Source organism: Pseudomonas sp. NPDC089743, from assembly GCF_044748785.1.
In the GTDB taxonomy this organism is placed as follows: domain Bacteria; phylum Pseudomonadota; class Gammaproteobacteria; order Pseudomonadales; family Pseudomonadaceae; genus Aquipseudomonas; species Aquipseudomonas putida_X.
Genome location: NZ_JBIVGS010000011.1, coordinates 25969 through 50884, shown reverse-complemented (window position 1 = coordinate 50884; position 24916 = coordinate 25969). Strand labels below are relative to the sequence as shown.

Annotated in this window: 18 protein-coding genes; 9 read left to right on the top strand and 9 right to left on the bottom strand. The window is 64.1% G+C overall.

From position 1 onward, the window contains the following. Positions 1-66 precede the first annotated feature (66 nt). Entirely contained in the window at positions 67-510 is a 444-nt protein-coding gene (locus ACIPZC_RS18745) for a response regulator (RefSeq protein ID WP_400628723.1), read from the bottom strand. Positions 511-695: 185 nt separating this feature from the next. Between ACIPZC_RS18745 and ACIPZC_RS18740 the strand changes: the two genes are divergently transcribed. The 8 genes from ACIPZC_RS18740 to ACIPZC_RS18705 all read left to right on the top strand — a co-directional run bounded on the left by ACIPZC_RS18740 (position 696) and on the right by ACIPZC_RS18705 (position 11820). Continuing rightward, positions 696-2633, top strand: coding sequence for a putative nucleotidyltransferase substrate binding domain-containing protein (locus ACIPZC_RS18740; RefSeq protein ID WP_400628721.1), 1938 nt, complete (start codon positions 696-698; stop codon positions 2631-2633). Beyond that, positions 2630-3340 carry a PolC-type DNA polymerase III gene (locus ACIPZC_RS18735; protein WP_267819281.1) on the top strand — a complete coding sequence of 237 codons (711 nt, stop codon included), beginning with the start codon at positions 2630-2632 and terminating at the stop codon, positions 3338-3340. The genes ACIPZC_RS18740 and ACIPZC_RS18735 overlap by 4 nt, the downstream gene beginning before the upstream one ends. Positions 3341-3496: 156 nt before the next feature. Then, positions 3497-4015 (top strand): RNA polymerase sigma factor, encoded by a 519-nt coding sequence (locus ACIPZC_RS18730; RefSeq protein ID WP_241805665.1) that lies wholly within the window; start codon positions 3497-3499, stop codon positions 4013-4015. Further along, entirely contained in the window at positions 4012-4968 is a 957-nt protein-coding gene (locus ACIPZC_RS18725) for a FecR domain-containing protein (protein WP_241805664.1), read from the top strand. The genes ACIPZC_RS18730 and ACIPZC_RS18725 overlap by 4 nt, the downstream gene beginning before the upstream one ends. 217 nt (positions 4969-5185) lie before the next feature. Beyond that, entirely contained in the window at positions 5186-7618 is a 2433-nt protein-coding gene (locus ACIPZC_RS18720; RefSeq protein WP_400628718.1) for a TonB-dependent siderophore receptor, read from the top strand. Between the two features lie 48 nt (positions 7619-7666). After that, positions 7667-8779: a PepSY-associated TM helix domain-containing protein gene (locus tag ACIPZC_RS18715; RefSeq protein ID WP_400628716.1), complete on the top strand. Its 1113-nt coding sequence runs from the start codon at positions 7667-7669 to the stop codon at positions 8777-8779. After that, on the top strand, positions 8776-8952 hold the full coding sequence (locus ACIPZC_RS18710; RefSeq protein ID WP_267819288.1) for a hypothetical protein: 177 nt from the start codon (positions 8776-8778) through the stop codon (positions 8950-8952). Before ACIPZC_RS18715 ends, ACIPZC_RS18710 begins: the two co-directional genes overlap by 4 nt. Positions 8953-9018: 66 nt before the next feature. Then, positions 9019-11820, top strand: a complete 2802-nt coding sequence (locus tag ACIPZC_RS18705; protein ID WP_400628714.1) for a dermonecrotic toxin domain-containing protein — start codon at positions 9019-9021, stop codon at positions 11818-11820. Here ACIPZC_RS18705 and ACIPZC_RS18700 read toward each other — a convergent pair. The 8 genes from ACIPZC_RS18700 to glnE all read right to left on the bottom strand — a co-directional run bounded on the left by ACIPZC_RS18700 (position 11781) and on the right by glnE (position 21874). Then, positions 11781-13223 carry a lipopolysaccharide kinase InaA family protein gene (locus ACIPZC_RS18700; RefSeq protein ID WP_400628712.1) on the bottom strand — a complete coding sequence of 481 codons (1443 nt, stop codon included), beginning with the start codon at positions 13221-13223 and terminating at the stop codon, positions 11781-11783. The genes ACIPZC_RS18705 and ACIPZC_RS18700 overlap by 40 nt on opposite strands. Continuing rightward, positions 13223-13975 carry a lipopolysaccharide kinase InaA family protein gene (locus ACIPZC_RS18695; RefSeq protein WP_241805658.1) on the bottom strand — a complete coding sequence of 251 codons (753 nt, stop codon included), beginning with the start codon at positions 13973-13975 and terminating at the stop codon, positions 13223-13225. Before ACIPZC_RS18695 ends, ACIPZC_RS18700 begins: the two co-directional genes overlap by 1 nt. Further along, on the bottom strand, positions 13972-14706 hold the full coding sequence (locus ACIPZC_RS18690; protein WP_349976588.1) for a lipopolysaccharide kinase InaA family protein: 735 nt from the start codon (positions 14704-14706) through the stop codon (positions 13972-13974). The genes ACIPZC_RS18695 and ACIPZC_RS18690 overlap by 4 nt, the downstream gene beginning before the upstream one ends. Next, positions 14706-15512, bottom strand: coding sequence for a lipopolysaccharide core heptose(I) kinase RfaP (gene rfaP / locus ACIPZC_RS18685; RefSeq protein ID WP_241805656.1), 807 nt, complete (start codon positions 15510-15512; stop codon positions 14706-14708). Before rfaP ends, ACIPZC_RS18690 begins: the two co-directional genes overlap by 1 nt. Beyond that, positions 15509-16633 (bottom strand): glycosyltransferase family 4 protein, encoded by a 1125-nt coding sequence (locus tag ACIPZC_RS18680; protein ID WP_400628709.1) that lies wholly within the window; start codon positions 16631-16633, stop codon positions 15509-15511. Before ACIPZC_RS18680 ends, rfaP begins: the two co-directional genes overlap by 4 nt. After that, positions 16633-17691 (bottom strand): lipopolysaccharide heptosyltransferase I, encoded by a 1059-nt coding sequence (gene waaC / locus ACIPZC_RS18675; protein ID WP_400628707.1) that lies wholly within the window; start codon positions 17689-17691, stop codon positions 16633-16635. Before waaC ends, ACIPZC_RS18680 begins: the two co-directional genes overlap by 1 nt. After that, positions 17692-18741 carry a lipopolysaccharide heptosyltransferase II gene (gene waaF / locus ACIPZC_RS18670; RefSeq protein WP_400628705.1) on the bottom strand — a complete coding sequence of 350 codons (1050 nt, stop codon included), beginning with the start codon at positions 18739-18741 and terminating at the stop codon, positions 17692-17694. 199 nt (positions 18742-18940) lie between these two features. Next, on the bottom strand, positions 18941-21874 hold the full coding sequence (gene glnE / locus ACIPZC_RS18665) for a bifunctional [glutamate--ammonia ligase]-adenylyl-L-tyrosine phosphorylase/[glutamate--ammonia-ligase] adenylyltransferase (RefSeq protein WP_400628703.1): 2934 nt from the start codon (positions 21872-21874) through the stop codon (positions 18941-18943). A 383-nt stretch (positions 21875-22257) separates the two neighbouring features. Between glnE and aceE the strand changes: the two genes are divergently transcribed. Beyond that, complete coding sequence (gene aceE / locus ACIPZC_RS18660) at positions 22258-24903, top strand: pyruvate dehydrogenase (acetyl-transferring), homodimeric type (RefSeq protein ID WP_400628701.1); 2646 nt, start codon at positions 22258-22260, stop codon at positions 24901-24903. Positions 24904-24916: the final 13 nt, after the last annotated feature.

Here is a 24916-nt window from a genome sequence, read left to right as displayed (position 1 = left end):
CCTCAAAGGGTGTGATGAACTTGTGAGCGCCGGCTCGCCGGCGAACGGCCAGAACAGCCACCTGATCTACCCTAGCTGCAACTCTTTCTTCACCAACCCCAGCAATTTCCCCAGATCCACCGGTTTGAGCAGAAAGTCCACCACCCCCAGGTGCATCACATCCACCGCCTCCTTCACATCGGTGTGGCCTGACACCACGATGATCGACAACGCCGCGCGTTCCGACTCACGAATCTGCCGAATCAGCTCCAGGCCATCCTTGGGCTCCATGCGCAGGTCGGTGATCATCAGGGCGATACGCGGTTCGTAATGCAGTTTGAACATCGCCTCCTGGGCACCATCGGCCTTCATGCAGTCGATCCCTCTGCTCTTGAGGTAAAGGCACAAAGCCTCGCTGTTCACCGGGTTGTCATCAACCACCAATACCACCGGCCTGGATGCGACGGGCGCACTCAGACCGGCCAATGCCTCGCGCTCGGCGTCACTCAGGATGTCGTCATGCTCAACCATGGTCGTCTCATCAAATAGTCTTGCTCATCGGTAAGACCGCAGCTTGCGATATTGATCACATTACGCTCATAGACTTACGTCCAATGGGCACCGCACGGCCGTCAGCCGACCATGGGGGCCGAGAACAACAAGGCCGCACCTATATATAGATATATATAGTTCGGCGTAGCGATACGGTCAGTGTCATGAGCAAAAACGACGCCTACAGCCAGGCGGGCAGAACGGCAGTTCTGCAAAACATTCAGGGCACCCTGCAGTTTTTGCAGCGTTTCCCGCCGTTCAACCAAATGGAACACAGCCACCTGGCGTTCCTGGTGGAACAGTGCCAGTTGCGTTTCTACGCCAGCGGGGAAAGCATCATCAAGCCCACCGACGGCCCGGTGGAGCACTTCTATATCGTCAAGCAGGGCCGCGTGGTCGGTGAGCGCCAGCACCTGGTCAAGCCCGGCGTGGAAACCACCTTCGAGATCACCAGCGGGGAGTGCTTCCCGCTGGCCGCCCTGCTTGGCGAGCGCGCTACCCGCACCGAGCACCTGGCAGGCGAGGACACGTTCTGCCTGCAATTGAACAAAGCCGCCTTCATCCGTGTGTTCTCCCTGTCGGATGTGTTTCGGGATTTTGCGCTGCGCGGCGTCAGTAGCTTGCTCGACCAGGTCAATCAACAGGTACGTCAGCAAGCGGTGGAAACGCTCGGCACCCAATACTCGCTGAACACCCCGCTGGGTGAACTGGCCATGCGTCACCCGGTGGTCTGCACCCCGGACACGCCGCTGCGCGACGCCGTGCGGTCGATGCACGAGCAGCAGGTCGGCAGCATCGTGGTGGTGGATGGGCAGCGTTACCCGGTGGGCATTTTCACCCTGCGTGACCTGCGCCAGGTGGTGGCCACTGTCGATGCCGACCTCGGTAGCGCCATCGAGCGGCACATGACCGCCAAACCGTTCTACCTCAGCCCGCGGGCCAGTGCCTTCGACGCGGCCATGGCCATGACCGAGCGGCACATCGCCCATGTTTGCCTCGTGGACAACCAGCGCCTGTGCGGCGTGGTCTCGGAACGCGACCTGTTCTCCCTGCAACGGGTCGACCTCGTGCACCTGGCCCGCACCATCCGCCATGCACCGCGCCTGGACTCGCTGGTAGCGCTGCGTGGGGAGATCGGCCAGCTGGTCGAGCGCATGCTTGCCCACGGCGCCTCCTCGACCCAGATCACCCAGATCATCACCCTGCTCAACGACCACACGGTCTGCCGGGTCATCGAACTGGCGCTGGCCGAACGTGGCGACCCTGGGGTGCCATTCAGCTGGCTGTGCTTTGGCAGCGAAGGGCGCCGTGAGCAGACCCTGCATACCGACCAGGACAACGGCATCCTCTTCGAGGCGGCCGATAGCCGCGAGGCCGAAGCCATTCGCGCCCGCCTGCTGCCGCTGGCCCACTACATCAACCAATGCCTGGCCCAATGTGGCTTCACCCTGTGCAAGGGGAACGTCATGGCGGGCAACCCCGAGCTGTGCCTGTCGCGCGCTGAATGGGCACGGCGTTTCGCTGGCTTCATCCGTGAAGCCAGCCCAGAGAACCTGCTCGGCTCGAGCATCTATTTCGACCTGCGTGTGGTCTGGGGCGACGAACAGGGTTGCGAACAGCTGCGCCAAAGCGTGCTTGAACAAGTTGCCGAAAACCGCATCTTCCAGCGCATGATGGCCGACAACGCCCTGCGTCAGCGGCCTCCGGTAGGCCGCCTGCGCGAATTCGTCCTGACCCGCCAAGGCAACGACAAGGCCGCTACCCTGGACCTCAAGGTCCAGGGCCTGACCCCGTTCGTCGATGGTGCGCGGCTGCTGGCCCTGGCCAACGGCATCGGCGCCTGCAACACCCTGGAGCGCCTGCGCCAGTTGGTCGACAAAGGCGTTATCCAGGCGCTCGACGGCGCGGCCTACGAAGAGGCCTACCATTTCATCCAGCAAACGCGCATGCAGCAGCACCAGCGCCAGACCCGCGACAATCAGCCTTACTCCAACCGCCTCGATCCGGACAGCCTCAACCATCTGGACCGGCGCATCCTGCGTGAGTCCCTGCGCCAGGCGCAGCGCCTGCAAAGCAGCCTGGCCCTGCGGTACCAGCTATGAGCCTGTTTGCCTGGCTACGGCCTGCCGCCCCGGCCCTGGACGATGCGCTGCATCAACGCCTGGCGCGCCTGCCAAAACCCGCACCGCTGGGCGTGTGCTCGCTGCGTGAGCAGCGCTGGGTGGTGCTGGACCTTGAGACCAGTGGCCTGAACCCCAACCGCGATCAGGTCTTGTCGATCGGTGCCGTAGCCATCGAAGACGGCGCCATCGACTTTTCCCAGCAGTTCGAGCGCACCCTGCACCGCCCGGCCCAGAAAACCAACGCCAGTGTACTCATCCATGGCTTGGGCCCGAGCGCCCTGGCTGCTGGCAGCGACCCAGCCGAGGCGTTGCTCGAACTGCTCGAGTTCATGGGTGACAGCCCGGTGCTGGCGTTTCATGCACCTTTCGACCAACGCATGCTGGCTCGGGCGTTGAAAGAAACCCTTGGCCATCGCCTGCAGCAGCCGTTCCTGGATGTTGCCGAACTGGCGCCCATGCTCAACCCGGACACGGTACTGCGCGAAGCAGGCCTGGATGACTGGGTGGCCCGCTTCGGGCTGCAGGTGGATGAGCGCCACCACGCCAGCGCCGATGCCCAAGTCACTGCTGAACTGGCGTTGATCCTGTTCAGCCAGGCGCGTCGCCAGCAGTTGGACAGCCCACTGCAGCTGGAGCAGCGCTTGCGCGGGTGGCGCCGGCGCAATGTGCAGGGGCACGGGCTTTAGAAACCTGCGCGTTGAAGGCGCTGCCCTGTGAGATCGGGCGCAGCCCCCCCTGATAGTGGCAACCCGATAAGCGTCCATTGCGCCCTGCCCCCCGCCTCTGCAACAATCGCGAATAATTATCGTTAGTTAACGCATTCGTTCCGGGGGGGACACTGCTTGTCTTCTGCTCAGAGCCCACACGCCGAACTGGTCGGTACGCTGTACCGCGACCACCGCAGCTGGCTGCTCGCCTGGCTGCAACGCAGCATGGCCTGCCGCCAGCGGGCCGAAGACCTGAGCCAGGACACCTTCGTGCGCCTGCTCGGGCGCGAACACCTGGACACCCCCCGTGAGCCGCGCGCATTCCTGGCCGCAGTAGCCAAAGGGCTGATGTTCGACCATTTTCGCCGCGCTGCCTTGGAGCAGGCCTACCTGGCCGAGCTCGCCCGCCTGCCAGAAGCCGAACAGCCCTCCCCTGAACTGCAACACCTGATCCTCGAAGACCTCAAGGCCATCGACCGCCTGCTCGGCAAGCTGTCGAGCAAGGCACGCACAGCGTTCCTGCACAATCGCCTGGATGGCATGGGCCACGCCGAAATCGCCGAGCGCCTGGGCGTATCGGTATCGCGGGTACGCCAGTACATCGCCCAAGGCATGCGCCAGTGCTATGTGGCGCTGTATGGGGAGCCGACGTGAACAACTCACCGGTTTCTGCCGGGGTCCTTGAAGCGGCCATCGCCTGGAAACTGAGCCTGGACGGCGGCACCGGTACGCTCGACGAGCGCAGCGAGTTCATGCGCTGGCATGCCGCCAGCGAAGAACACGCTCGCGCCTGGCGCCAGCTGGGCACCCTCGATCAGCGGGTCAGCGCCGCAGCCGGCCCCGCGCGCCAGGCCCTGCAGCAATCGCGCGCAGGGTTGCGTCGGCGGGTGGCGAAGGTGGGCGGCGGGCTGGCTGGCATGTTCCTGCTCGGCTCACTGTTGGCCTGGGTCGGCGCGCCATCGCTATCGGCAAGCTACTGGCTGGCCGATCAGCGCACCGCCACCGGCGAACTGCGGACCCTGCGTCTGGAGGACGGCACGCTGCTGAGCCTGAACACTCACACGGCAGTCGACATCGACTACGAAGGGGACCAGCGTGTACTGGTGCTGCACCAGGGGGAAATCTCGGTGGAGACCGGCCACCAGGACCCTCGCCCGTTGTTGGTGCGCACCGACGATGGCCGCCTGCGCCCTCTGGGCACTCGCTTCCTGGTGCGGCGCGAAAACCACGGCACCCGCCTGGAAGTGCTGCAGTCCTCGGTTGCAGCCCAGCCGCTCAACAGTGGTGACGAGCAGGTCCTGCGTGAGGGTCAGCAGGTGCTCATGAACGCCAATGGCCTGGGCCGTATCGCCCCCGTGCAAACCGGTGCGGATGCCTGGACCCGCGGCATGCTGGTGGTGGACAACGTGCGTCTTGCCGACCTGGTGGCGCAGCTCGGCCAATACCGCAGCGGCCACCTGGGCGTAGCCGATGAAGTGGCCGACCTGCGCGTGACGGGGAGCTTCCCGCTGACCGATACTGACCTGGCCCTGGCTTCACTGGCCCCCGCGTTGCCGGTGAAGATCGAGCGGCATACCCAGTGGTGGATCAACGTGGTGCCCAAGTAGGGCCTCAACGTACTCGTCGCCGGCACGCCCGGTGCTGCGTTCCTTCACTGTTGATCAGCGCAATGCCGCCCCGTGGAGGGCCGGCTTGCCGGTGATGAGGCTGAGCTGGCTGCGTACAAATACAAACCATTTCGATTTTTTTTCAGAGGCCCCTGTCACTTCTGAAATCTCGCTCGGCAAGGAAGCAATTAGCACTTATCCGTCGAGGAACCGCTGCATGTCCCGTGCCGTTGATCGTATCCTGCGCCCCAGCCTGATGGCCTTGTCCATCGCCCTGGCTGCACCGTTGGCCAGCCCTGCCCTGTTCGCCGCCGAGCAGTCCGCACAGCGCGCCTACGACCTGCCCAGCGCCCCGCTGGCCACCACCCTGAACCAGATCGCCAGCCAGTCGGGCATCGCCCTGGCCATCGACCCGGCACTGGTCAGCGGCCGCAACTCGGCGCCGGTCAACGGCCAATACGACGGCCTCGGCGCCCTGCAGGCAGCCCTGCTCGGCACCGGCTTGCAGTTGCAGCAGAGCACCGTCGGCAGCTACAGCCTGGTGGCAGTCCCTGATGGCACCCTGGCGTTGCCCGAGACTGCGATCAATGCCAATGCCTCGTACGAAAGCGCTTGGGGGCCGGTTGACGGCTACCTGGCCAAACGCACCGCCGCGGGCACCAAGACCGATACCGCGCTGGTCGAAATTCCACGTTCGATTTCCGTCGCCACCCGTCAGCAGATGAGCGACCGCGGCGTCCACAGTCTGGATGATGCAGTGCGCTACATGCCAGGCATCGTATCGGCCAGTTTCGGCAGCGACACACGCTATGACTGGATGCGCGTAAGGGGCTTCGAACCGACTCAGTTCCTTGACGGCCTGCCGCTGCCACGCGGCGTCTACGCTAACCCTAAAGCCGAAACCTGGAACCTGGACCGCCTCGCATTGCTGCGTGGCCCGGCGTCCTCACTCTATGGGCAGACCCCACCCGGCGGCCTGCTGGACATGGTCAGCCGCCGCCCCCAGGCCGAAAGCGCCAACGAAATTGAAGTGCAATACGGCAGCGATAACCACCGACAGATCAACTTCGCCAGCACCGGCAAAATTGATGACCAAGGCCAGTTCCTGTATGGCATCAGTGGCGTTATCCGCGATGGCGGAACGCAGATCGACCACATAGACGACAAGCGCTACAACATTGCCCCAAGCCTGACCTGGAACATCGATGACGACACGTCACTGACCCTGCTGACCCAGTTCACCCGCGACGATACAGGCGCTACCAGCCAGTTCCGCCCCATCCAGGGCACCAAGATCGACATGCCATTCGGCAAGATCTCCCACCACAAGAACCTGGGGGATCCGGACTACGAGTTCTACGACCGTACCTACTACGCGCTGGGGTATGCCTTCGAACACCGAATCAATGATGTGTGGCAGTTCCGCCAGAACCTTCGCTACACAAAGACTGATCTGTCCTTTCAGACCATCACCCCTGGCAGCTACAACGAAACCACACCTCCGGTGCAAGACGACGGCACCGTCAGCCGTATGTCTACCAATACCGATGAAGACATCAGCCAATTCGCAGTGGATAACAACTTCCAGGCTGACTTCACCACGGGGGGCATCAGCCACACCCTGCTGATCGGCCTGGACCACCAACGCGTCAACACGAACTACCTGTCGATCTTTGGCTTCAACGTGCCGGACAGCAACGTCATCAACCCGGTCTACGGGCTACCGATCACACGCCCGGATCGCTCAACGGCGTTCTATGACTACAACCAGAAAACCCGCCAGACCGGCTTGTATGTTCAGGACCAGATGGCATTGGGCAACTGGCGCCTGACGCTGGGCGGTCGAGAAGACTGGGTGCATACCAGCACCAGATTCCTGAACCAGGGCGATGCCACCAACACCCAGAGAGACAAGAAATTCAGCGGCAACGCGGCTATCAGCTACGTCTTCGACTCGGGCTTGGTGCCTTACCTTTCGTATGCCGAGTCGTTCCAGCCGGCAAGCAATGCGTCCGCATCCGCCACGGAGTCTTTCAAACCGACAGAAGGCAAGCAGTGGGAGCTGGGCATCAAATACCAGCCACCGGGCTCCAACACCTTGCTGTCGGCAGCCGTATATGACCTGACTCAGAAGAACGTCTCGGTCACCAACAACGAGGGCGGTGTGACCGTCACTAGCCAGACTGGCGAAGTGAAAGTTCATGGCCTGGAGTTGGAAGCCGTTTCCGACGTCACCGAAAACCTGAAGATGACAGCTGCCTACACCCTGGCCAAGTCCGAAGTGCAGGACGGCCTCTACAAAGGCAAGCGCCTGCAGTTGATGCCCAACCAGCAAGCCTCGTTGTGGGCCGACTACACCTGGCACACCGGCGTGCTCGACGGCTTCGGCATCGGCGCCGGCGCGCGCTACACCGGCAATACCTATGGTGATCAAGGCAACACCTGGCTGGGCAAGGCTGATGCGTACACCGTGTTCGATGCCTCCGTGCACTACGACCTGGGGCGCCTGAGCAACAGCCTCAAGGGTGCGTCGGTAGCGGTCAACGCGACCAACGTGTTCAACAAGGACTACATCTCCACCTGTGACAGTTATTACTGCTACTACGGTGACGAGCGCAGCGTCGTAGCAAGCGCCAGCTACAAGTTCTGAGTACCCAGGGGCCGCCAAGCGGCCCCCATGAGAAACACTGGTACCGTGATGAAAAGCCAAACCATCCGCCGCTGGTCCGTGGTTCACACCTGGAGCAGCCTGGTCTGCACCCTGTTCCTGCTGCTACTGGCCATCACCGGCCTGCCGCTGATCTTCCACCACGAAATCGAACACCTGCTTGGCGACGCCCCCGCGCTGCGCGAAATGCCTGCAGGCACCCCCCACCTGGACCTGCAACAGCTGGTGCTCAAGGCCGAGCAGCATCGTCCCGGCGAGGTGATGCAGTACGTTGGCTATGACGAGGACGAGAGCAACGGCGTGGTGGCCATCACCGCTGCCACGGCGGGTAGCGACCCCAATTCGTCACACACCTTCATGCTCGATGCCCGCACCGGCGAGGCCGTCGCCATGCCGGCCGCCAACGGCGGTTTCATGATGATCATGCTGCGCCTGCACGTCGACCTGTTCGCCGGGCTGCCCGGCAAGCTGCTGCTGGCGTTCATGGGTGTATTGTTCGTGGTGGCGATCGTCTCCGGCACCGTGCTCTACGCACCCTTCATGCGCCGCCTGCAGTTCGCCACGGTACGCCACGACAAGTCCCGGCGCCTGCGCTGGCTGGACCTGCACAACCTGATCGGGGTGGTGACCCTGGCCTGGGCGCTGACCGTCGGTGTAACCGGGGTCATCAGCGCCCTGTCCGACCTGGTCATCGCCGCCTGGCGCAACGACAGCCTGGCCACCATGGTCGCGCCCTACCGTGACGCCCCGCCACTCACCGAGCGCGCTCCGGCCAGCCGACTGCTGGACATCGCCAAGCAGGCCGCGCCCGGTATGCGCCCAGACTTCATCGCCTTCCCCGGCACGCGGTTCTCCAGCGAGCACCACTATGCCGTGTTCATGAAAGGCGCCACCCACCTTACCTCGCACCTGCTCACGCCCGTGCTGATCGATGCGCGCACCCTGCAGGTGACCGCCGTGGGCGAACGCCCCTGGTACATGGATGCCATGGGGCTGTCGCAGCCACTGCACTTCGGCGACTACGGTGGGCGGCCGATGCAGATCCTCTGGGCTGTGCTCGATGGGTTGACCATCATCGTGCTCGGCAGCGGCCTTTACCTGTGGTGGGGCAAACAGCGCAAACCCCGGGAGGCCCGGGCATGAGCCACACGTCGCAACCGACCCTGCGCATTTTCACCTGGCCAGCCGCCATCGGCCTGCTCGGTGCAGCCGGCCTGTTCGCCGCCTTGCTGGGTGACGGTGCGTGGGATGCCCTGGCGTGGCTGGGCCTGGCCGTGCCCGTCATCCTCAGCCTGCGCGGGTTGTGCCGGCGATAACCGGCTACCGCTTCGGCCCTTGCCCCGGGCCGTAACGTTGCGCCTCCCTGACCGAAGGAGCGCAACATGCTACCGCTGGAACGTATCGAATTCCTCGACCATCAGATCACTGCCCTCCTGGCGCAAATGCCGAGCCCCGACCGGCCACGGCTCACCCGCCAGCAACTACAGGGCGAGCTGGCTGAATACTGGGCAGCCAGCGATACCCAGGGCCGCTCGCGCAGGGTGCGCCTGTGCGATCTGCGCCGGGCAATGATGCATGCCGAGCTGACCCTGCGCCTGGGCGACCAAACCTTGCCCACCCTTCAGGCCGATGCCCTGAGCCTGTGCCTGGACCTGCCCTACGCCTGGCAACGCCGCCCCCAAGCGATAGCCACACGTGCCCAGGTCTACCGCCTGGTCCTCAGCCGTAGCCAGCCCCACAGCCGCGCCGTGCTACCAGGGATGTTCGTGGTCATCACCGGTACTGACGAGGCCGCCGAGCTCTCCCCGGAGCAGCCCCGCGGGCCGGCGTTGCTGTGCGGCCTGACCCAAGGCATCGAGGCCTATGCCTCGCTGGCCGACCTGCACCTTGAGCTGTGCGAACGCCTCGACGACCCGCTACAGGGCCCGCCACTGCTGCGCCTGCTGGTCGATGCCGAACGTATGGAGCACGCCGCCAAGGCCGACCGCCTGCGCTATGAATGGTATGCCGATGACCCGGTGCAAGCCCAAATCGACATTCTGATCGAAGCGCAGCGCCTGCGTGTCAACCACGCCTGGGCCACTGCCCAGGGCGCGCTGGCACCCACGGCCGAGGCGCTGCGCGAGGCCCTGTCACTGACCGCCGATGTCGGCAAGCAGGCGTTGCTCGACACGCGCTACGGCCTGCTGCTGGAAAAAAACCTGCCCAACTGGCTGACCACGGCAGGGCCCCAGGCGCTTTCGCACATCATGCAGGCCATGCAACAACTGGTCGCCGCCGGCAATCGCATCGCCGCACCAGGCATCCTCACCTTGGCGCAGTTTCGCGAGCAGGACAGCTTGCTGGGCTGGGCCCGCGCCCGTGTAGAGGAACGCCTGCGCCACGATCATGGCCTGCGCTACGCAGCTGCCGACATCATGGTCCATGTGGTGCACAGCCGTCAGGCCGGCCCGCAGCTGAACCCCTTCAACCCTTCGATCTACGTCACCTGGCGGGGCTTCGAGCAGGTCGGTGGGGTGATGGTCGAGCTGACCAGGGAGAGTTACCCGCTGGACGAGTTGGCTTTGTGCAACCTGAACTGGTTCGACTACGACTATTGGCTCACCGCCCGGGTGACCCATCGCCAAGACAAGCCGTTACCCGAGGGACTGAACCCGGCCTACATCAAGGCGATGATCAGAAACCTGAATGTTGGCGGCAGCTATGATGCTTACCTGAAAACCCAATTGATCGATTCCCCGGTCGGGGGCTGGAGGCTCAATGCCCATGCCCTGATCAACCGGGCCCGCATGCGTGCCGAAGTGGCCAAGGCGCGTTATGCCGGGCACCTTGGCAACGCCCAGGGTGAACAGGGCTACCGCTGGGTACGCCAGGTACTGGACTACCCACACAACGCGCTGCGCCCGCCTGTGGACAACCACCGCATCACCGTGCGCCAATTGACGATCCATGGCCATACCCTGCAAGGGGTTCTGCTGATCAACGCCGAAGGCTCTGGCACAGACGCCTTCGTCCTGTACACACCGGACGCACCCGACCGCCGCGCCTGGCGCCGGCTGAGCAATGCTCGCGAACTGATGCGGCTGCTGCGCCAGCAACCGGCCCTGCGCGCCTACGTCGCGAGCCGCCTGCCCCTGCTGTCACCTGTACGCATCGAAAAACTGCTGAACAAGGGCCGGCTCGGGCCGGCACTGCGCATCCTGGCAATCGAGGATGACCTGTTCTTCGCCTACTACATGGCCGAGGTACGCGGCTGGTTGGCGGTGGTCGATGCCCGGAGCCGCACCACCGGGGAGGCAGATCTTCAGCAGGGCACCGCTCTGGTGTGGCGCCTGCTCGACCTGATCAGCCTGGTACTGCCTGCGCGTGTACAGATTCCCCTGGCCATGGGACGCATGGTGATCGAAACCTGGGCGGGCCTGGAAGCCTTCAGCGAGGACGATATCAACGGTGTGCTGACCCATACCTACAACGCCCTGAGCTATGCCAACGATGCAGGTACCGGCGCGGTCAGCGCCGGCCTGATGCGCCGTATGATGCGTGGCCTGCCGACGCAACCACCGCTGCCACTGCCCTCGCGCTACAGCATCACGCCTGCGCTCGAGCACCTGCGCTTCACCATTGACGGTGTGCACGGTGAAGGCGTCTTTGAAAAATCATCAGCCTTCGAAGGGCTGACCCAATACTTCATCCAGGACGCCCACGGCCGCTATTACCAGGTCTCGTTCGACGGGCGTCGTTGGCGTGTCATCGACCCTACGCAGCCGGACGCTTACCTGTTGCAGCCAGTCAAACGTCTGGCCAATGGCAACTGGGTGATCGACTCCCCGGTGCTGTGGTACGACGGCTTGCCCGATCTACCGCAGCTGCTGGCCAGCTGCCGCCTGCAGCCGCCGTTGGAGGGTGAAGCGGTGGGGACGCAGGTGGGGCTGTACCAGGCAGACGACCAGCTCTACCTGCAAACCCCTGCCGGGCAACTGCCCTTGCGTGCGCACCTGCTCGCCGGGCGCTACCACCTGGTGATCCCGCACGCCCGGCAAGCCGGCGTGGTGCCGTGGGCGATCCTGCGCTGGCAAGACCAGCAGTGGCGCATCCGGGTACGCCAGGCCGGGCGCAGCAGCGATTGGCTAGCGCTGCCGGATGCCTACTCGCCGAGCCTTGGCAACAACCGGTCCAGCCGCTGATGCAAGGCACTGCTGCTCGGCCAGTTACGCAACAGCCGTGCCCGGTCACGGGCGTAGGCCGGTGCGAAGCTGAGCGCGGTGGCGTGCTGGCACATGGCGTCGAGGTCGATCAATGACCATTGGCCGTTGTGCCAGAACAGGTTGTGGCCTTTGAAGTCGCCATGGCTGATACGCTCGCGGATCAGTTGCTGCATCACCTCCACCAAGGCATCGACCTGCTCTTCAGGCGCCTCGCCGTTTTCCACATAGGGCGCGAAGCACGCAGTCAGGTCCGGGCCATCGACATGTTCGGTGACCAGGTACGCCCGGCTGCGCAGGCCCATGACGCGCTGCTCCAGTACCGCCAACGGGCGCGGCGTGGCGATGCCCAGGAACTCAAGGCGGTGGCCTTCGATCCAGGAGTGCCAGGCCCGGCTCGGGCGCCAGAAGCGTTTGAACCAGTGCGCGGTGTTCTTGATGTTGTAGCGCTTTAGCACCAGTGAGCGCCCACCCACTTCGACACGCGCCACGCTGGCCGCGCCGCCTGTCTTGTACAGGTGGCCCTGGTCGATCAAGGTATCGGCCTGCTCCAGCACCGGCAACATGGCCTGAACTTCGCTGCGACGGATCGAGCGTAAGCCCGAAAGGCTGCGCTCGACGCTGAACAGCGTGCATTCGCGGCCGGCCTTCTCCAGGTAGTCCTTAAGCCGCCAGCTGCGCACCTTGTCCACCTGCTTCTGCAGCGCCTCCATGGGCAAGGCGTGCTCGGCATTGGCCAGCAAGTAGTGCACCAGCAGCTCTTCGATGAAGGGCTCCAGGCGCTTGGGCAACTGCGCGAAGAACACCCCGAGGTTTTCCAGCACACGCGGGCGCGACAGCTGCTGGCCGGGTGTTTCGGCCTTGATGCCAGCGCCATCGATGAGGTACAGCTTGCCGCCGTGACGCAGCAGGTTGTCCAGGTGCAGATCTTCCTGCCAGAGGCCCTTGGCATGCATCTGGGCAACAACGGTCAGTGCTTCGCCAAGCACCAGGTGCTGTTCGTCGGCAAGCACCGGCAAGCCTGCCACTTTGTCCCAGGCATCGGCCAGGCTTTGGGCGCCGTCGAGGAACTCGAACAGCAGCCAGCCACCCTCACCGTCCTTGAGCCCATCGGCAAGCAGCCTGGGCGTGGTCAGGCCCTGCTCGGCCAGCAGCTTCACACCCTCCAGCTCCCGCTGGAAATGGCGCGCGGCGTTGCCACCCACCAGCAACTTGGCCAACACCGGCGTACCGCGCCATACCCCGGCACCGACATAGCGCTGGCCCGGCAACACCCGCAGCAGGCTGAGCAGCTGAAGTTCGGCGTTGCCTGCGGCGTCGGCCAGGCTGATCGAGAGCGGCAGTGAAGGGCTGCGCCCGGCATCTTTCAATTCAGACAAACGCATCAGCGGGCCTCTTTTTCACGACGGCGTTGTGTCAGCCGCTGCAACCAGGTGCCGACCAGCGCGCTGTCGGCCGGCAGGGCAAGGTAGGCAGCCAGCAGCGTGCGCACCTGCGCTTCGCTCCAGGCCGGGGCGCGGCGCAGCAGCGGCTCCAGGTCCTTCAGGCGGTCGCGCATGCCGAACAGCAGTGGCCGGGTCTTTTCCAGGTCGATCAGTTGCGCGTCCCAGCCTTCGCGGCGCTGGCGCAGGAAGATGTGCTTGGGGTAGAAGCAGCCGTGCACCTGGCCGGCGCTGTGCAGCGTGCGCGCCAGCTGGCCACAGGCCTGGAGGATACCGTTGCGCTCAGCGTCACCGAGCTGCGGCCATTGGCCCAGCAGGCTTTCCAGGTCGCTCCAGTCATCCAGGGCACGGGTGAGCAGAATCGCCCGGTGCTGGCCCGCGTGCTTGCGCTCACCGTAGAACACTGCCTGCAAGGCCGGGATATGCAGTTTCTGGTAACGGCTGATGTTGCGGAACTCACGGGCGAACGTCGGCTCGCCGAACGGGCGATGCAAAGTGCGGGTCAGGTAGTCGCTCTGGCGCTTGAGGTAATACCCTTTACCCTCGAGCTCCAGGCGATAGACACTGCTCCAGCCGCCACGGCCGGTGTTGGGTTCGTCCACGGCATCGAGCTGCAGCGCCCACAGCGCTTCGAAGTCATTCAGGCCATGGCGTTTGAGCAGCGCGAGGTCCGCGCTGGCCAGGTAATCGGTCATTCCCTTCCCTCGAAGAAGCTCAGTACCTGACGGACCCGGCGCTTGTCGCGTGCATTCAGGCGCTGACGCCCGCGGTACTGCAAATAGAAGCGCAGGCGCTGGGTCGCCGTCAGGTGGTATTTGGCGACCTTGTCCAGGCATGCCAGGTCCTTGATCAACCGGTGGCGCCACATGAACCCGCGCCAGAAGTCGCCGGTCGGGCAATCGATGAAGAACAGCGTGCCCCGGTCATCGACCAGCAGGTTGCGCCACTTGAGGTCGTTGTGGGCGAAACGATGTTCATGCATGACCCGGGTATGGCGCGCCAGCTGTTGGCTGATGTGGTCGACCCAGGCGCGATCGGCCAGGCGCGGATCATTGCGCTCAGCCAGCGCCGACAGGTCTTCGGTGCGGGGCAGCTCGCGAGTGATCATCGCGCCACGGCCAAACGCCAGGCCATTGCGCTCCAGGCCCCAGGCCACAACTTCGGCGGTGGGGATGTCCCATTTGGCGAACTGCTTGAGGTTCTGCCATTCGGCCTTGATACGCGGCCGGCCGAGGTAACGGCGCATGTGTTTGCCGGCGCCGGTGTAGCGCTTGACGTAATAGTTGACCCCGTCACGCTCGACGCGGACCACCTCGCTGAGCGGGTCACGGGTCAGGCGTTCACCCTGCAGGGCAAACACCGCATCAAGAGTGCCGAAGTCCGCCGCCAGGTGTTCATAGCCCGGCGCCAGTGTCCAACCCGCCATCAGAGTGCATCCCCATAGCGTTGTTTGCGATCGTAGAGTTTCTGCGCCTTGCGATCCAGCCAGGCCAGCAGCGCGGCTTCCTCGCTGAGGACCTGACGCAGCGGGCGCTGGAAGTAACCACGCAGGAAACGCAGCTTGTCGCGCCGGGTCAGGCCAATGTCCAGCGCCGAAAAGTACAGCGCGGCCAGGTCCTTGTCCCGCCAGCGGCGGCTGATTTTCGCCCGGGTCTGGGCGCGGTGCAGGTCGATGACCGACAGCTTGAAGTCTTGCGCCGTCACCGGGCGATCGGTGTGCAACAGGAAGTGGCAGATGTAGCAGTCGCGGTGGTTGACCCCGGCGCGGTGCATGCCGCCGGTCATCTTCGCCACTTCGGCGATCAGCGCGTGCTTGAGCGCCGGCTCAGGCGGCTGCCTGACCCAGTCGATGCTGAAGTCTTCCAGGCTGATGGTCGGCGCCAGCTCTTGAGTGACGATGAACGAATGCTGCGTGGCCGGGTTGCTGCCACGCTCGCCGTAGGCCACTGCAGTCATGGTCGGCACGCCGACTTCATGCAGGCGCTCGATGGCCCGCCATTCCTGGCCGGCACCCAGCACCGGAAGCTTGGCGGTGAGCAGGTTCTTGAAGATTTCGCCCCAGCCAATGCCCCGGTGGATCTTGACGAAGAAACCTTCGCCATCGACCTCGGTGCGCAGCGTGCGGCGACCTTCCAGCTCGCGGTACACCTCGCCTTGCAGGGCTTCCACGGCATCGAAGGCATCACGCCCCGCCCACAGGCGCTTGAAAGGTTCGGCCAGTATCAGCTTCATGCGCTCTCCTGCCCCAGAATCACGTCGGCGGCGTGCTGCGGCATGCTGTACAGGTCGGCGGTATCGGCAAAGGCCAGCCCATTGCGCGACCACTGCGCACGCGCCGCTGGCGCTTCGAGCATGCGCTGCAGGTAGCCATTGAGCTGTTCCTGCTCGAACGGCTCGTCCAGCACCAGGCCGCTGTCGGCCTCGGCAATGTAATGGGCATAACCGCAGACCTTGGAAACCAGCACCGGCAAGCCCGCCACCAGCGCTTCGAGCAGCACGGTGCCGGTGTTCTCGTTGTAGGCCGGGTGAATCAACAGGTCCGCACCCAACAGGAAGCGTGGAATGTCACTGCGCCCCTTGAGAAACTGCACCTGCTCGCCCAGGCCCAAAGCTGCGCTCTGCAGCTGGAACACCTTGGGGTCGTCCTGGCCTATGACCATCAGCCGGGTGCGCTTGCGCAGAGACGCCGGCAGAGCGGCCAGGGCTTTGAGGCTACGGTCGACGCCCTTGGTTTTGAAGCCGGAGCCGATCTGTACCAGCAGCAGGTCTTCATCGCCCAGGTTGAACTCCTTGCGAAACGCCGCGCGGATCTCGGCGGCATTGGCCGGCGCACGGCGGTCCTGGGAAATGCCGGGCGGCAGCAGGTGGAAGCGCTCGACAGGGGTGCCGTAGTGCTTGATGAACAGCGGTTGCTGCACCTCTGAAATCATCAGCACCTCAGTGCGCGCCTCCTTGGCGAACACGGCCCGCTCGTACTCGGCAAAGTGCCGGTAGCGGCCCCAGCGGCGGTACAGGCCGCCACGCAAGGTCTGGGCCTTGTCCTCGAAACAGCCGTCGGCCGCGTAATACACGTCCAGGCCCGGCATCTTGTTGAAGCCGATCAACCGGTCTACCGGGCGCTTGGCCAGATCGGCCTGCATCCAGGCACTGAGTTTTTCATTGCGACGGTGGTTGAACAGCGCCTTGACCGGCGCCACCAGCACCTCGAAACCGGGCGGAACGTCGCCTTCCCAGATCAGCGTGTAGACACGGATCTGGTGGCCCCGCTTCTGGCATTCCAGGGCAATGCGCATGAAGTCGCGCTGCAGCCCGCCGAAGGGGAAATATTTGTAAAGCACGAAAGCCAGTTGCATCAACGGACATCCTCAGCCAGCAGCAACGCGCTCAAGCGGCTCGCCACATGCTCGGGATTCAGGCGAGTGAAGCACAGTGGCCACTCGCGTTTGAGATCGAACCGGCGCAGGTCGTCGGCGCTCGGTTTGTAGGTGCACTTTTTCTGCAGGCACGGTGCACAGGGGAAATCGCTGGCCTGATGGACCTGTACGCGGCCATAAGCGCCGGTCAGGCCCGGGTTGGTCGGGCCGAACAGCGAAAGGGTAGGCACATCCAGCGCCGCCGCCAGGTGGCCCAGCCCAGTGTCCACCGCAACACAGGCCTTTGCCGCCGCCAGCACGCGGGCAACACCGGCAAGGTTCAATCTGGGGAGCACCTGGCAGTTGTTCAAGCCCTGGGCAATACGCTCGGCGCGGTCTTTCTCGGCCTGGTTGCCCCATGGCAGGCATACCTGCAGCCTGCTGCGGCCCAAGCGTTCAGCCAGCTCGCGCCAGTAGGCCTCGGGCCAGTGCTTGGTCGCCCAGGTGGTGCCGTGCAGAAACACCACGTACGGCGCTGCCGGCGGCAGTTGCAGGCGGTCCAGGTCCAGGCCGTACTTGCCAATACCTTCAGGCAGGTCATAGGCCAGCGCCATGGCGAACAGCTGGCGCACGCGCTCTACCGCATGCTGGCCGACGGCGACCGAAAGGCGCCGGTCATAGAAGCGGCTGGCCCAGCCCTCGCGCGCCGAGTAACGGTCAAGGCCGGCCACCGGCGCCTTGACGTAGCGGGTCAGCCAAGCCGACTTGACCAGCCCCTGGGCATCGATCACCAGGTCGTACTTGCGCTCGCGTACGCGCTGCTTGAACGCCTTCCACTCGCCGCTCTTGATGGTCTGCCAGACATTCTTGCGCCAGCGCCGAATGGCCACCGGTATCACCTGGTCGACCGCCGGGTGCCAGCTGGGGATCTCGGCGAAGCCTTCTTCTACCACCCAGTCGAAACGGATGCCCGGGATCGCATGGGCGGCATCGGTGAGCGCCGGCAGGGTGTGAATCACATCACCCAGCGACGAGGTCTTGATGATCAGTACCCGCACTTACTCGACCTCGGCCACGGTATCGATCAGGTTCGGCCCACCCAGGCTGTGCAGGGCGGCAATGACTTTGCCCGGCTCCAGCAGACGCAGGCAGTTGTAGTGGCCGAAGCGGCAGGTGCGGTCGAAGCATGGGCTGCACTCGATGCCCGTGCGCACGACCTCCACCTGCTCGGCCAACGGCGGGGTGAAGCCCGGCGAGGTCGAGCCATAGACGGCAACCAAAGGGCGGTTCAACGCCGCAGCGACGTGCATCAACCCGGAGTCGTTGGACACCACCGCGTTGGCGCAGGACATGAGGTCGATCGCCTCGGCCAACGAAGTTTCGCCTGCCAGGTTGCAGGACTCTTCACGCAACCCCGGGATCAGCCGGTCGCGGATCTGTTCGCCGACCGGGTGATCGTTCTTCGAGCCGAACAGCCAGACCTGCCAGCCTTGGCGAATCATGGCGTCGGCAACGTTGGCGTAGTGCTCTGCCGGCCAGCGCTTGGCTTCCCCGAACTCGGCGCCTGGGCACAACGCAAGCACCGGGCGGTCCAGCTCCAGGCCGAACTTGGCCAGCGCGGCGTCACGGCTCGGCGCTTCGATCTGCAGGCTCGGCCGAGGATAAGGCTGCGGCAGCTCGGCACCCGGCGCGTAGGCCAGTGCCATGAAGCGCTCGATCATCAGCGGGTAACGGGCCTTGTCCAGTTTACGCACGTCGTTGAGCAGGCCGAAGCGCATTTCGCCACGCCAGCCGGTGCGCTTGGGGATGCCGGCAAAGAACGGCACCAGCGCCGACTTCAGCGAGTTGGGCAGCAGGATCGCCTGGTCGTACTGCCCGGCCAGGGACTTGCCGATGCGCCGGCGCGTAGCCAGTTCCAGCGCGCCATGGCCGAGCGGGAAGCTCAAGGCCTGACGCACTTGGGGCATGCGCTCAAGGATCGGCCGGCTCCACTCGGGCGCCAGCACGTCGATCACGCAGTCGGGGTGCTGCTGTTTCAGGCACTGGAACAGGGTTTGCGCCATCACCATGTCGCCAACCCAGCTGGGGCCAATGATCAGTATTCTCATGCTTAGTCCAGAAACGCTCGGGGAGGCTACAGGCTGCGGTACAGCCTGGCCTCCCCTCTTTATATTCAGGCTATGTGGCGGACAGTGTACCACCCGGGCCGCTTCGCGCCCCAATCGCCACCAAGCCGGCCCCACAGGGGGCATGCAGGCCTCAGGTACTGCAGCGCCCTCTGGAGGCCGGCTTGCCGACGATTGGCCCTCAAGTCAAACCGAGCTGCGCCCAAATCCTTCGAACGTCGCGGCGCTCATCGATAAACTGTGCCGCATCGATCACCCCGGCCTGCTTCTGCAGGGCCTGGCGGTGCGAGGCTGAGCGAAACGCCTTGTACACTTCACGCAACAAAACCGCATCGCTGGCCGGCATCAAGCCTGCCTGCTCCAGCTCTTCCAGAATGCGAATGTTATCGGTCCAGCGCAGTATGGCCGGATGGTCGTGTGACCAGGCCAAAGCGGCGTATTGCACCATAAATTCGATATCGACGATACCGCCGGCATCCTGCTTGATATCGAACGCCATCCCCGTATCGAAGGCATTGCCCGCGGTGCCTGCGGCGGTAGCCTTGGTGCCGAGGTTGTCGCGCATCTTGGCGCGCATCTCGCTGACTTCGCTGCGCAGCTTGTCCAGGTCACGGGCCTGGCCCAGAACCTTGGCACGCACCCCCTCGAACGCTGCCGCCACCTGCTTGCAGCCCACCAGCACGCGGGCGCGCACCAGGGCCTGATGTTCCCAGGTCCAGGCTTCGTTCTGCTGGTAGCGCTCGAACGCGCCCAGCGAGCTGACCAAAAGCCCCGCAGCGCCCGAGGGCCGCAGGCGCATGTCGACGTCATACAGCTGGCCCGAATTGGTTTGCGTGGTCAGCAAATGGATGATGCGCTGGCCCAGCCGCGTGAAGAACTGCGCGCTGTCGATCGGCTTGGCGCCATCGGTTTCCGCCTGCGGGTCACCGTCGTGGATGAACACCAGGTCCAGGTCCGAGCCGTGGCCCAACTCCAGGCCGCCTACCTTGCCGTAGCCAAGGATGATGAAGCCCGGGTCGCACAGGCTGCCATCGGTGCGCTTGGGCTGGCCGTGACGCGCCACGGTCTGGCGCCAGGCCAGGGCCAGCACCTGGTCAAGAATGGCTTCGGCCAGCCAGGTCAGGTAGTCGCTGACTTTCATCAATGGCAGGTTGCCACTGATTTCGGAAGCGGCCACGCGCAGGCTGTGGGCCAGCTTGAAGTGGCGCAAGGCCTCCATCTGTTGCTCAAGATCGTCCTCGGGGATGCGCGTCAGCCGCTCCCGCAGCTCGGCGGCCAGCTCCGGCGCCAGCGGCGGGCTGAACAGGCGGCCTTCATTGAGCAACTCATCGAGCAGCAATGGGTAACGGGCAATCTGTTCGGCGATCCACGGGCTGGCAGCACACAGGGTCAGCAGGCGGCGCAAGGCCCCCGGGTTTTCAGTCAGCAGCACCAGGTAGGCCGAACGCCGCGCCACAGCTTCGACCAGCGGCAATACCCGTTCCAGCACCAGGTCAGGGTTGTCATGCTCGACCGCCTGGGCCAGCAGGCGCGGGATGAAGGCATCCAGGCGTTCACGGCCGATGCGCTGCATCGACCGCAACTGTGGGCTGGCACGCAGCCCCGCCAGCCTGCGCAGCGCTTCGGCGGGCTGCTTGAACCCGGCTTCCTCCAGCTGACGGCCGGCGGCCTCCTCATCCTGCGCCTGCTCCCACAAGGGCGACCACTCGCCGCCAACCACCAGGTCACCCTCGCCGTCTTCTTCGTCCGGGTCGGCGATGACCTGGCGGAAGTGCCAGTCGACACGGCCGCGCCAGTGCATCAGCTGGTCGTGAAAACTCTGCCAGCCGCTAAAGCCAAGCACATAGGCCACGCGCTCACGGTCAGTCTCATCATCGGGCAGCATCTGCGTCTGGCGATCGGCAATGGCCTGGATGGCGTGCTCGGTATAGCGCAGAAACTCATAGCCTTCGCGCAGCTCCGCCACCACAGCCGGCGGCAGATAGCCTTGGCCTTCCAGGGTCGCCAGCACTTTCAGCAGTGGCCGCTGCTGCAGGCTCAGGTCGCGCCCGCCATGGATCAGCTGGAAGGCCTGGGCGATGAACTCCACTTCACGGATGCCACCGGCACCGAGCTTGATGTTCTCGGCCATGCCCTTGCGCCGTACCTCCTGCTGGATCAGCTGTTTCATGGTGCGCAGCGCTTCGATCGCCGAAAAGTCCAGGTAACGCCGGTACACGAACGGGCGCAGCATCTCCTGCAATTGCGCGCCTGCCGTCTGGTCGCCAGCTACCACCCGCGCCTTGATCATCGCGTAGCGTTCCCAGTCGCGGCCCTGATCCTGGTAGTACTGCTCCAGGGCATTGAAACTGAGCACCAGCGCACCGGCCGAGCCGTAGGGACGCAGGCGCATGTCGACGCGGAACACGAAGCCATCGACGGTGACCGGGTCGAGCGCCTTGATCAGGCGCTGGCCCAGACGGGTGAAAAACGCCTGATTGTCCAGCGAGCGCTTGACCCCTTCGGTCTCACCGCCCTCGGGGAAGGCGAAGATCAGGTCGATATCCGACGACAGGTTGAGCTCGACCGCCCCCAGCTTACCCATGCCCAGCACCACCATATGCTGCGGTTCGCCGCTGCGGTTGCCGATCGGCGTACCGAACTGCTGGCAGTGGCGCGGATACAGCCATTGATACGCTTCGTCGATGGCCGCGTCGGCCAGGTCGGACAGGTCACGGCAGGTCTCGCCCAGTTCGGCCTGGCGGGTGATATCGCGCCAGATGATGCGCAGCTGCTGGCGGTTGCGCTCGCGGCGCAGGTTGCGTGCCAGCTCGTCTTCACTCGACGCCGCCTGGGCGGCTGCCGCAATGTGCCCACGCAGCTCGCCCGGCGCATAACGGCGATCCATCTCGCCGCTGGCCAGCAGGGCAAACAGCATCGCCGGCTCACGCTGGGTCAGGCCGAGCACGAAGTCGCTGGCGGCGGCCACCTGGTCGAACTGTTGCCGGTGAGCCGGGCTCCAGGCGTTCGGGTCGAGCGCCGGGTGGCTGCTCAGGGCATCGAGCAGAAACTGCCGATTACGGGCGACCAGCGGTTGCAGGGAGGCAGGCAGTTCGAGCGGCAAAGGCAGGCGCATGGTCTATCCTTGATCGGCGAGAAAGAGAGAGGAAAAAGCGGCCACGAGGAAACCGGACCACGGTTGGACTGTCGTACAAAAGTTGGAAATAGCTGAAAAAAACGAATCATTGGCAAGAAACATCAAGAATCACCCGCTCGTAGCACAACGCCAACCAACATGAACGTTTTTCCTCACAAGCCACGGTGCGACCAAACGTCGCATTTGTGTAGTTTTACTACTACCCCACCCGTGCAAAAGCATGAAATGCGAAAGCAAATGTAGTAAAACTACACGCCGCCGGGTCACACTCCGGTAATCCAAGAATTCACGACGTCTGCCCATAAGGCCAGTCGCAAACTCAGGCCCCCGATTCTGGTGGCCTTTCCGCCCTGGAGCAAGCCATGCAAGACCTCGATCCAATCGAAACCCAGGAATGGCTGGATGCCCTGGAGTCGGTCCTCGACAAAGAAGGCGAAGACCGCGCTCATTACCTGATGACCCGCATGGGCGAGCTGGCCACCCGCAGTGGCTCTCAGCTGCCGTACGCGATCACCACGCCATACCGCAACACCATCCCTGTCACCCACGAAGCACGCATGCCTGGCGACCTGTTCATGGAACGCCGCATTCGCTCGATGGTGCGTTGGAACGCGCTGGCCATGGTGATGCGCACCAACCTGAAGGATTCGGACCTGGGCGGCCACATCTCCAGCTTCGCCTCCAGTGCCACCCTGTATGACATCGGCTTCAACTACTTCTTCCAGGCCCCGACCGAAGAACACGGCGGCGACCTGATCTTCTTCCAGGGCCACGCTTCGCCAGGCGTTTACGCCCGTGCCTTCATGGAAGGCCGCATCAACGAAGAGCAGATGAACAACTTCCGTCAGGAAGTGGACGGCAAAGGCCTGTCTTCGTACCCGCACCCATGGCTGATGCCTGACTTCTGGCAGTTCCCGACCGTTTCGATGGGCTTGGGCCCGATTCAGGCGATCTACCAGGCGCGCTTCATGAAGTACCTGGAAGCCCGTGGTTTCATCCCGGCCGGCAAGCAGAAGGTCTGGTGCTTCATGGGCGACGGCGAGTGCGACGAGCCGGAATCCCTCGGTGCCATCGCCCTGGCCGGCCGCGAGAAGCTGGACAACCTGATCTTCGTCATCAACTGCAACCTGCAGCGCCTCGACGGCCCGGTTCGCGGCAACGGCAAGATCATCCAGGAACTCGAAGGCGTGTTCCGTGGCGGCGGCTGGAACGTCAACAAAGTCGTCTGGGGCCGCTTCTGGGACCCACTGCTGGCCAAGGACACCAACGGTGCCCTGCAGCGCCGCATGGACGAAGTCATCGACGGCGAGTACCAGAACTACAAAGCCAAAGACGGCGCGTACGTTCGTGAGAACTTCTTCAACACCCCAGAGCTCAAGGCCATGGTCGAAGACCTGTCCGACGAAGAGATCTGGAAGCTCAACCGTGGCGGTCACGACCCGTACAAGGTCTATGCGGCCTACCACCAGGCGGTCAACCACAAAGAGCAGCCGACCGTCATCCTGGCCAAGACCATCAAGGGTTACGGCACCGGTGCTGGCGAAGCCAAGAACACCGCGCACAACACCAAGAAGGTCGACGTCGACAGCCTGCGCCACTTCCGTGACCGCTTCGACATCCCGGTCAAGGATGCCGACCTTGAGAACCTGCCGTTCTACAAGCCCGAAGAAGGTTCGGCCGAAGCCAAGTACCTGGCCGAGCGCCGCGCAGCCCTGGGTGGCTTCGTACCGCAGCGCCGTGCCAAGAGCTTCAGCGTGCCAACCCCGCCTCTGGAAACGCTGAAAGCGATCCTGGACGGCTCGGGCGACCGCGAAATCTCCACCACCATGGCCTTCGTGCGTATCCTCGCGCAGCTGGTCAAGGACAAGGACATCGGCCAGCGCATCGTACCGATCATCCCGGACGAAGCCCGTACCTTCGGTATGGAAGGCATGTTCCGCCAGCTGGGCATCTACTCGTCGGTCGGCCAGCTCTACGAGCCAGTCGATAAAGACCAGGTGATGTTCTACCGCGAAGACAAGAAGGGCCAGATCCTCGAGGAAGGCATCAACGAAGCCGGCGCCATGTCGTCGTTCATCGCTGCCGGTACCTCGTACAGCTGCCACAACCAGCCGATGCTGCCGTTCTACATCTTCTACTCGATGTTCGGCTTCCAGCGTATCGGCGACCTGGCCTGGGCCGCTGGCGACAGCCGCACCCGTGGCTTCCTGATCGGCGGCACCGCCGGCCGTACCACCCTCAACGGTGAAGGCCTGCAGCACGAAGACGGTCACAGCCACATGATGGCGGGCACCATCCCGAACTGCCGCACCTATGATCCGACCTACGGCTACGAGCTGGCGGTGATCATTCAGGACGGCATGAAGAAGATGACCGAAGAGCAACAGGACATCTTCTACTACATCACCGTGATGAACGAATCCTACCAGCAGCCAGCCATGCCGGCCGGTGTCGAGGAAGGCATCATCAAGGGCATGTACCTGCTGGAAGAAGATACCCGCGAAGCCGCGCACCACGTTCAGCTGATGGGCTCCGGCACCATCCTGCGCGAAGTCCGCGAGGCGGCGAAGATCCTGCGTGAAGAGTTCAACGTCGGTGCCGACGTGTGGAGCGTCACCAGCTTCAACGAACTGCGTCGCGACGGCCTGGCCGTGGAACGCGCCAACCGCCTCAAGCCTGGCCAGAAGCCTCAGCAGACTTACGTCGAAGAGTGCCTGGCCGGTCGCAAAGGCCCGGTCATCGCGTCCACCGACTACATGAAGCTGTTCGCCGAACAGATTCGCCAGTGGGTACCGAGCAAAGAGTTCAAGGTCCTGGGTACCGATGGCTACGGTCGCAGCGACAGCCGCAAGAAGCTGCGTCACTTCTTCGAAGTCGACCGCCACTTCGTGGTGCTGGCTGCCCTGGAAGCCTTGGCTGACCGTGGCGAGATCGAACCGAAGGTGGTGGCCGACGCCATCGTCAAGTTCGGCATCGATCCGGACAAGCGCAACCCACTGGACTGCTGAGGAGTATTTTTAA

Bases quoted from the DNA above. Each gene is read 5' to 3' on its own strand.
- ACIPZC_RS18745 (WP_400628723.1), bottom strand. From the start codon at position 510: ATGGTTGAGCATGACGACATCCTGAGTGACGCCGAGCGCGAGGCATTG.
- ACIPZC_RS18740 (WP_400628721.1), top strand. From the start codon at position 696: ATGAGCAAAAACGACGCCTACAGCCAGGCGGGCAGAACGGCAGTTCTG.
- ACIPZC_RS18735 (WP_267819281.1), top strand. From the start codon at position 2,630: ATGAGCCTGTTTGCCTGGCTACGGCCTGCCGCCCCGGCCCTGGACGAT.
- ACIPZC_RS18720 (WP_400628718.1), top strand. From the start codon at position 5,186: ATGTCCCGTGCCGTTGATCGTATCCTGCGCCCCAGCCTGATGGCCTTG.
- ACIPZC_RS18715 (WP_400628716.1), top strand. From the start codon at position 7,667: ATGAAAAGCCAAACCATCCGCCGCTGGTCCGTGGTTCACACCTGGAGC.
- ACIPZC_RS18710 (WP_267819288.1), top strand. From the start codon at position 8,776: ATGAGCCACACGTCGCAACCGACCCTGCGCATTTTCACCTGGCCAGCC.
- ACIPZC_RS18705 (WP_400628714.1), top strand. From the start codon at position 9,019: ATGCTACCGCTGGAACGTATCGAATTCCTCGACCATCAGATCACTGCC.
- ACIPZC_RS18700 (WP_400628712.1), bottom strand. From the start codon at position 13,223: ATGCGTTTGTCTGAATTGAAAGATGCCGGGCGCAGCCCTTCACTGCCG.
- ACIPZC_RS18695 (WP_241805658.1), bottom strand. From the start codon at position 13,975: ATGACCGATTACCTGGCCAGCGCGGACCTCGCGCTGCTCAAACGCCAT.
- ACIPZC_RS18690 (WP_349976588.1), bottom strand. From the start codon at position 14,706: ATGGCGGGTTGGACACTGGCGCCGGGCTATGAACACCTGGCGGCGGAC.
- rfaP (WP_241805656.1), bottom strand. From the start codon at position 15,512: ATGAAGCTGATACTGGCCGAACCTTTCAAGCGCCTGTGGGCGGGGCGT.
- ACIPZC_RS18680 (WP_400628709.1), bottom strand. From the start codon at position 16,633: ATGCAACTGGCTTTCGTGCTTTACAAATATTTCCCCTTCGGCGGGCTG.
- waaF (WP_400628705.1), bottom strand. From the start codon at position 18,741: ATGAGAATACTGATCATTGGCCCCAGCTGGGTTGGCGACATGGTGATG.
- glnE (WP_400628703.1), bottom strand. From the start codon at position 21,874: ATGCGCCTGCCTTTGCCGCTCGAACTGCCTGCCTCCCTGCAACCGCTG.
- aceE (WP_400628701.1), top strand. From the start codon at position 22,258: ATGCAAGACCTCGATCCAATCGAAACCCAGGAATGGCTGGATGCCCTG.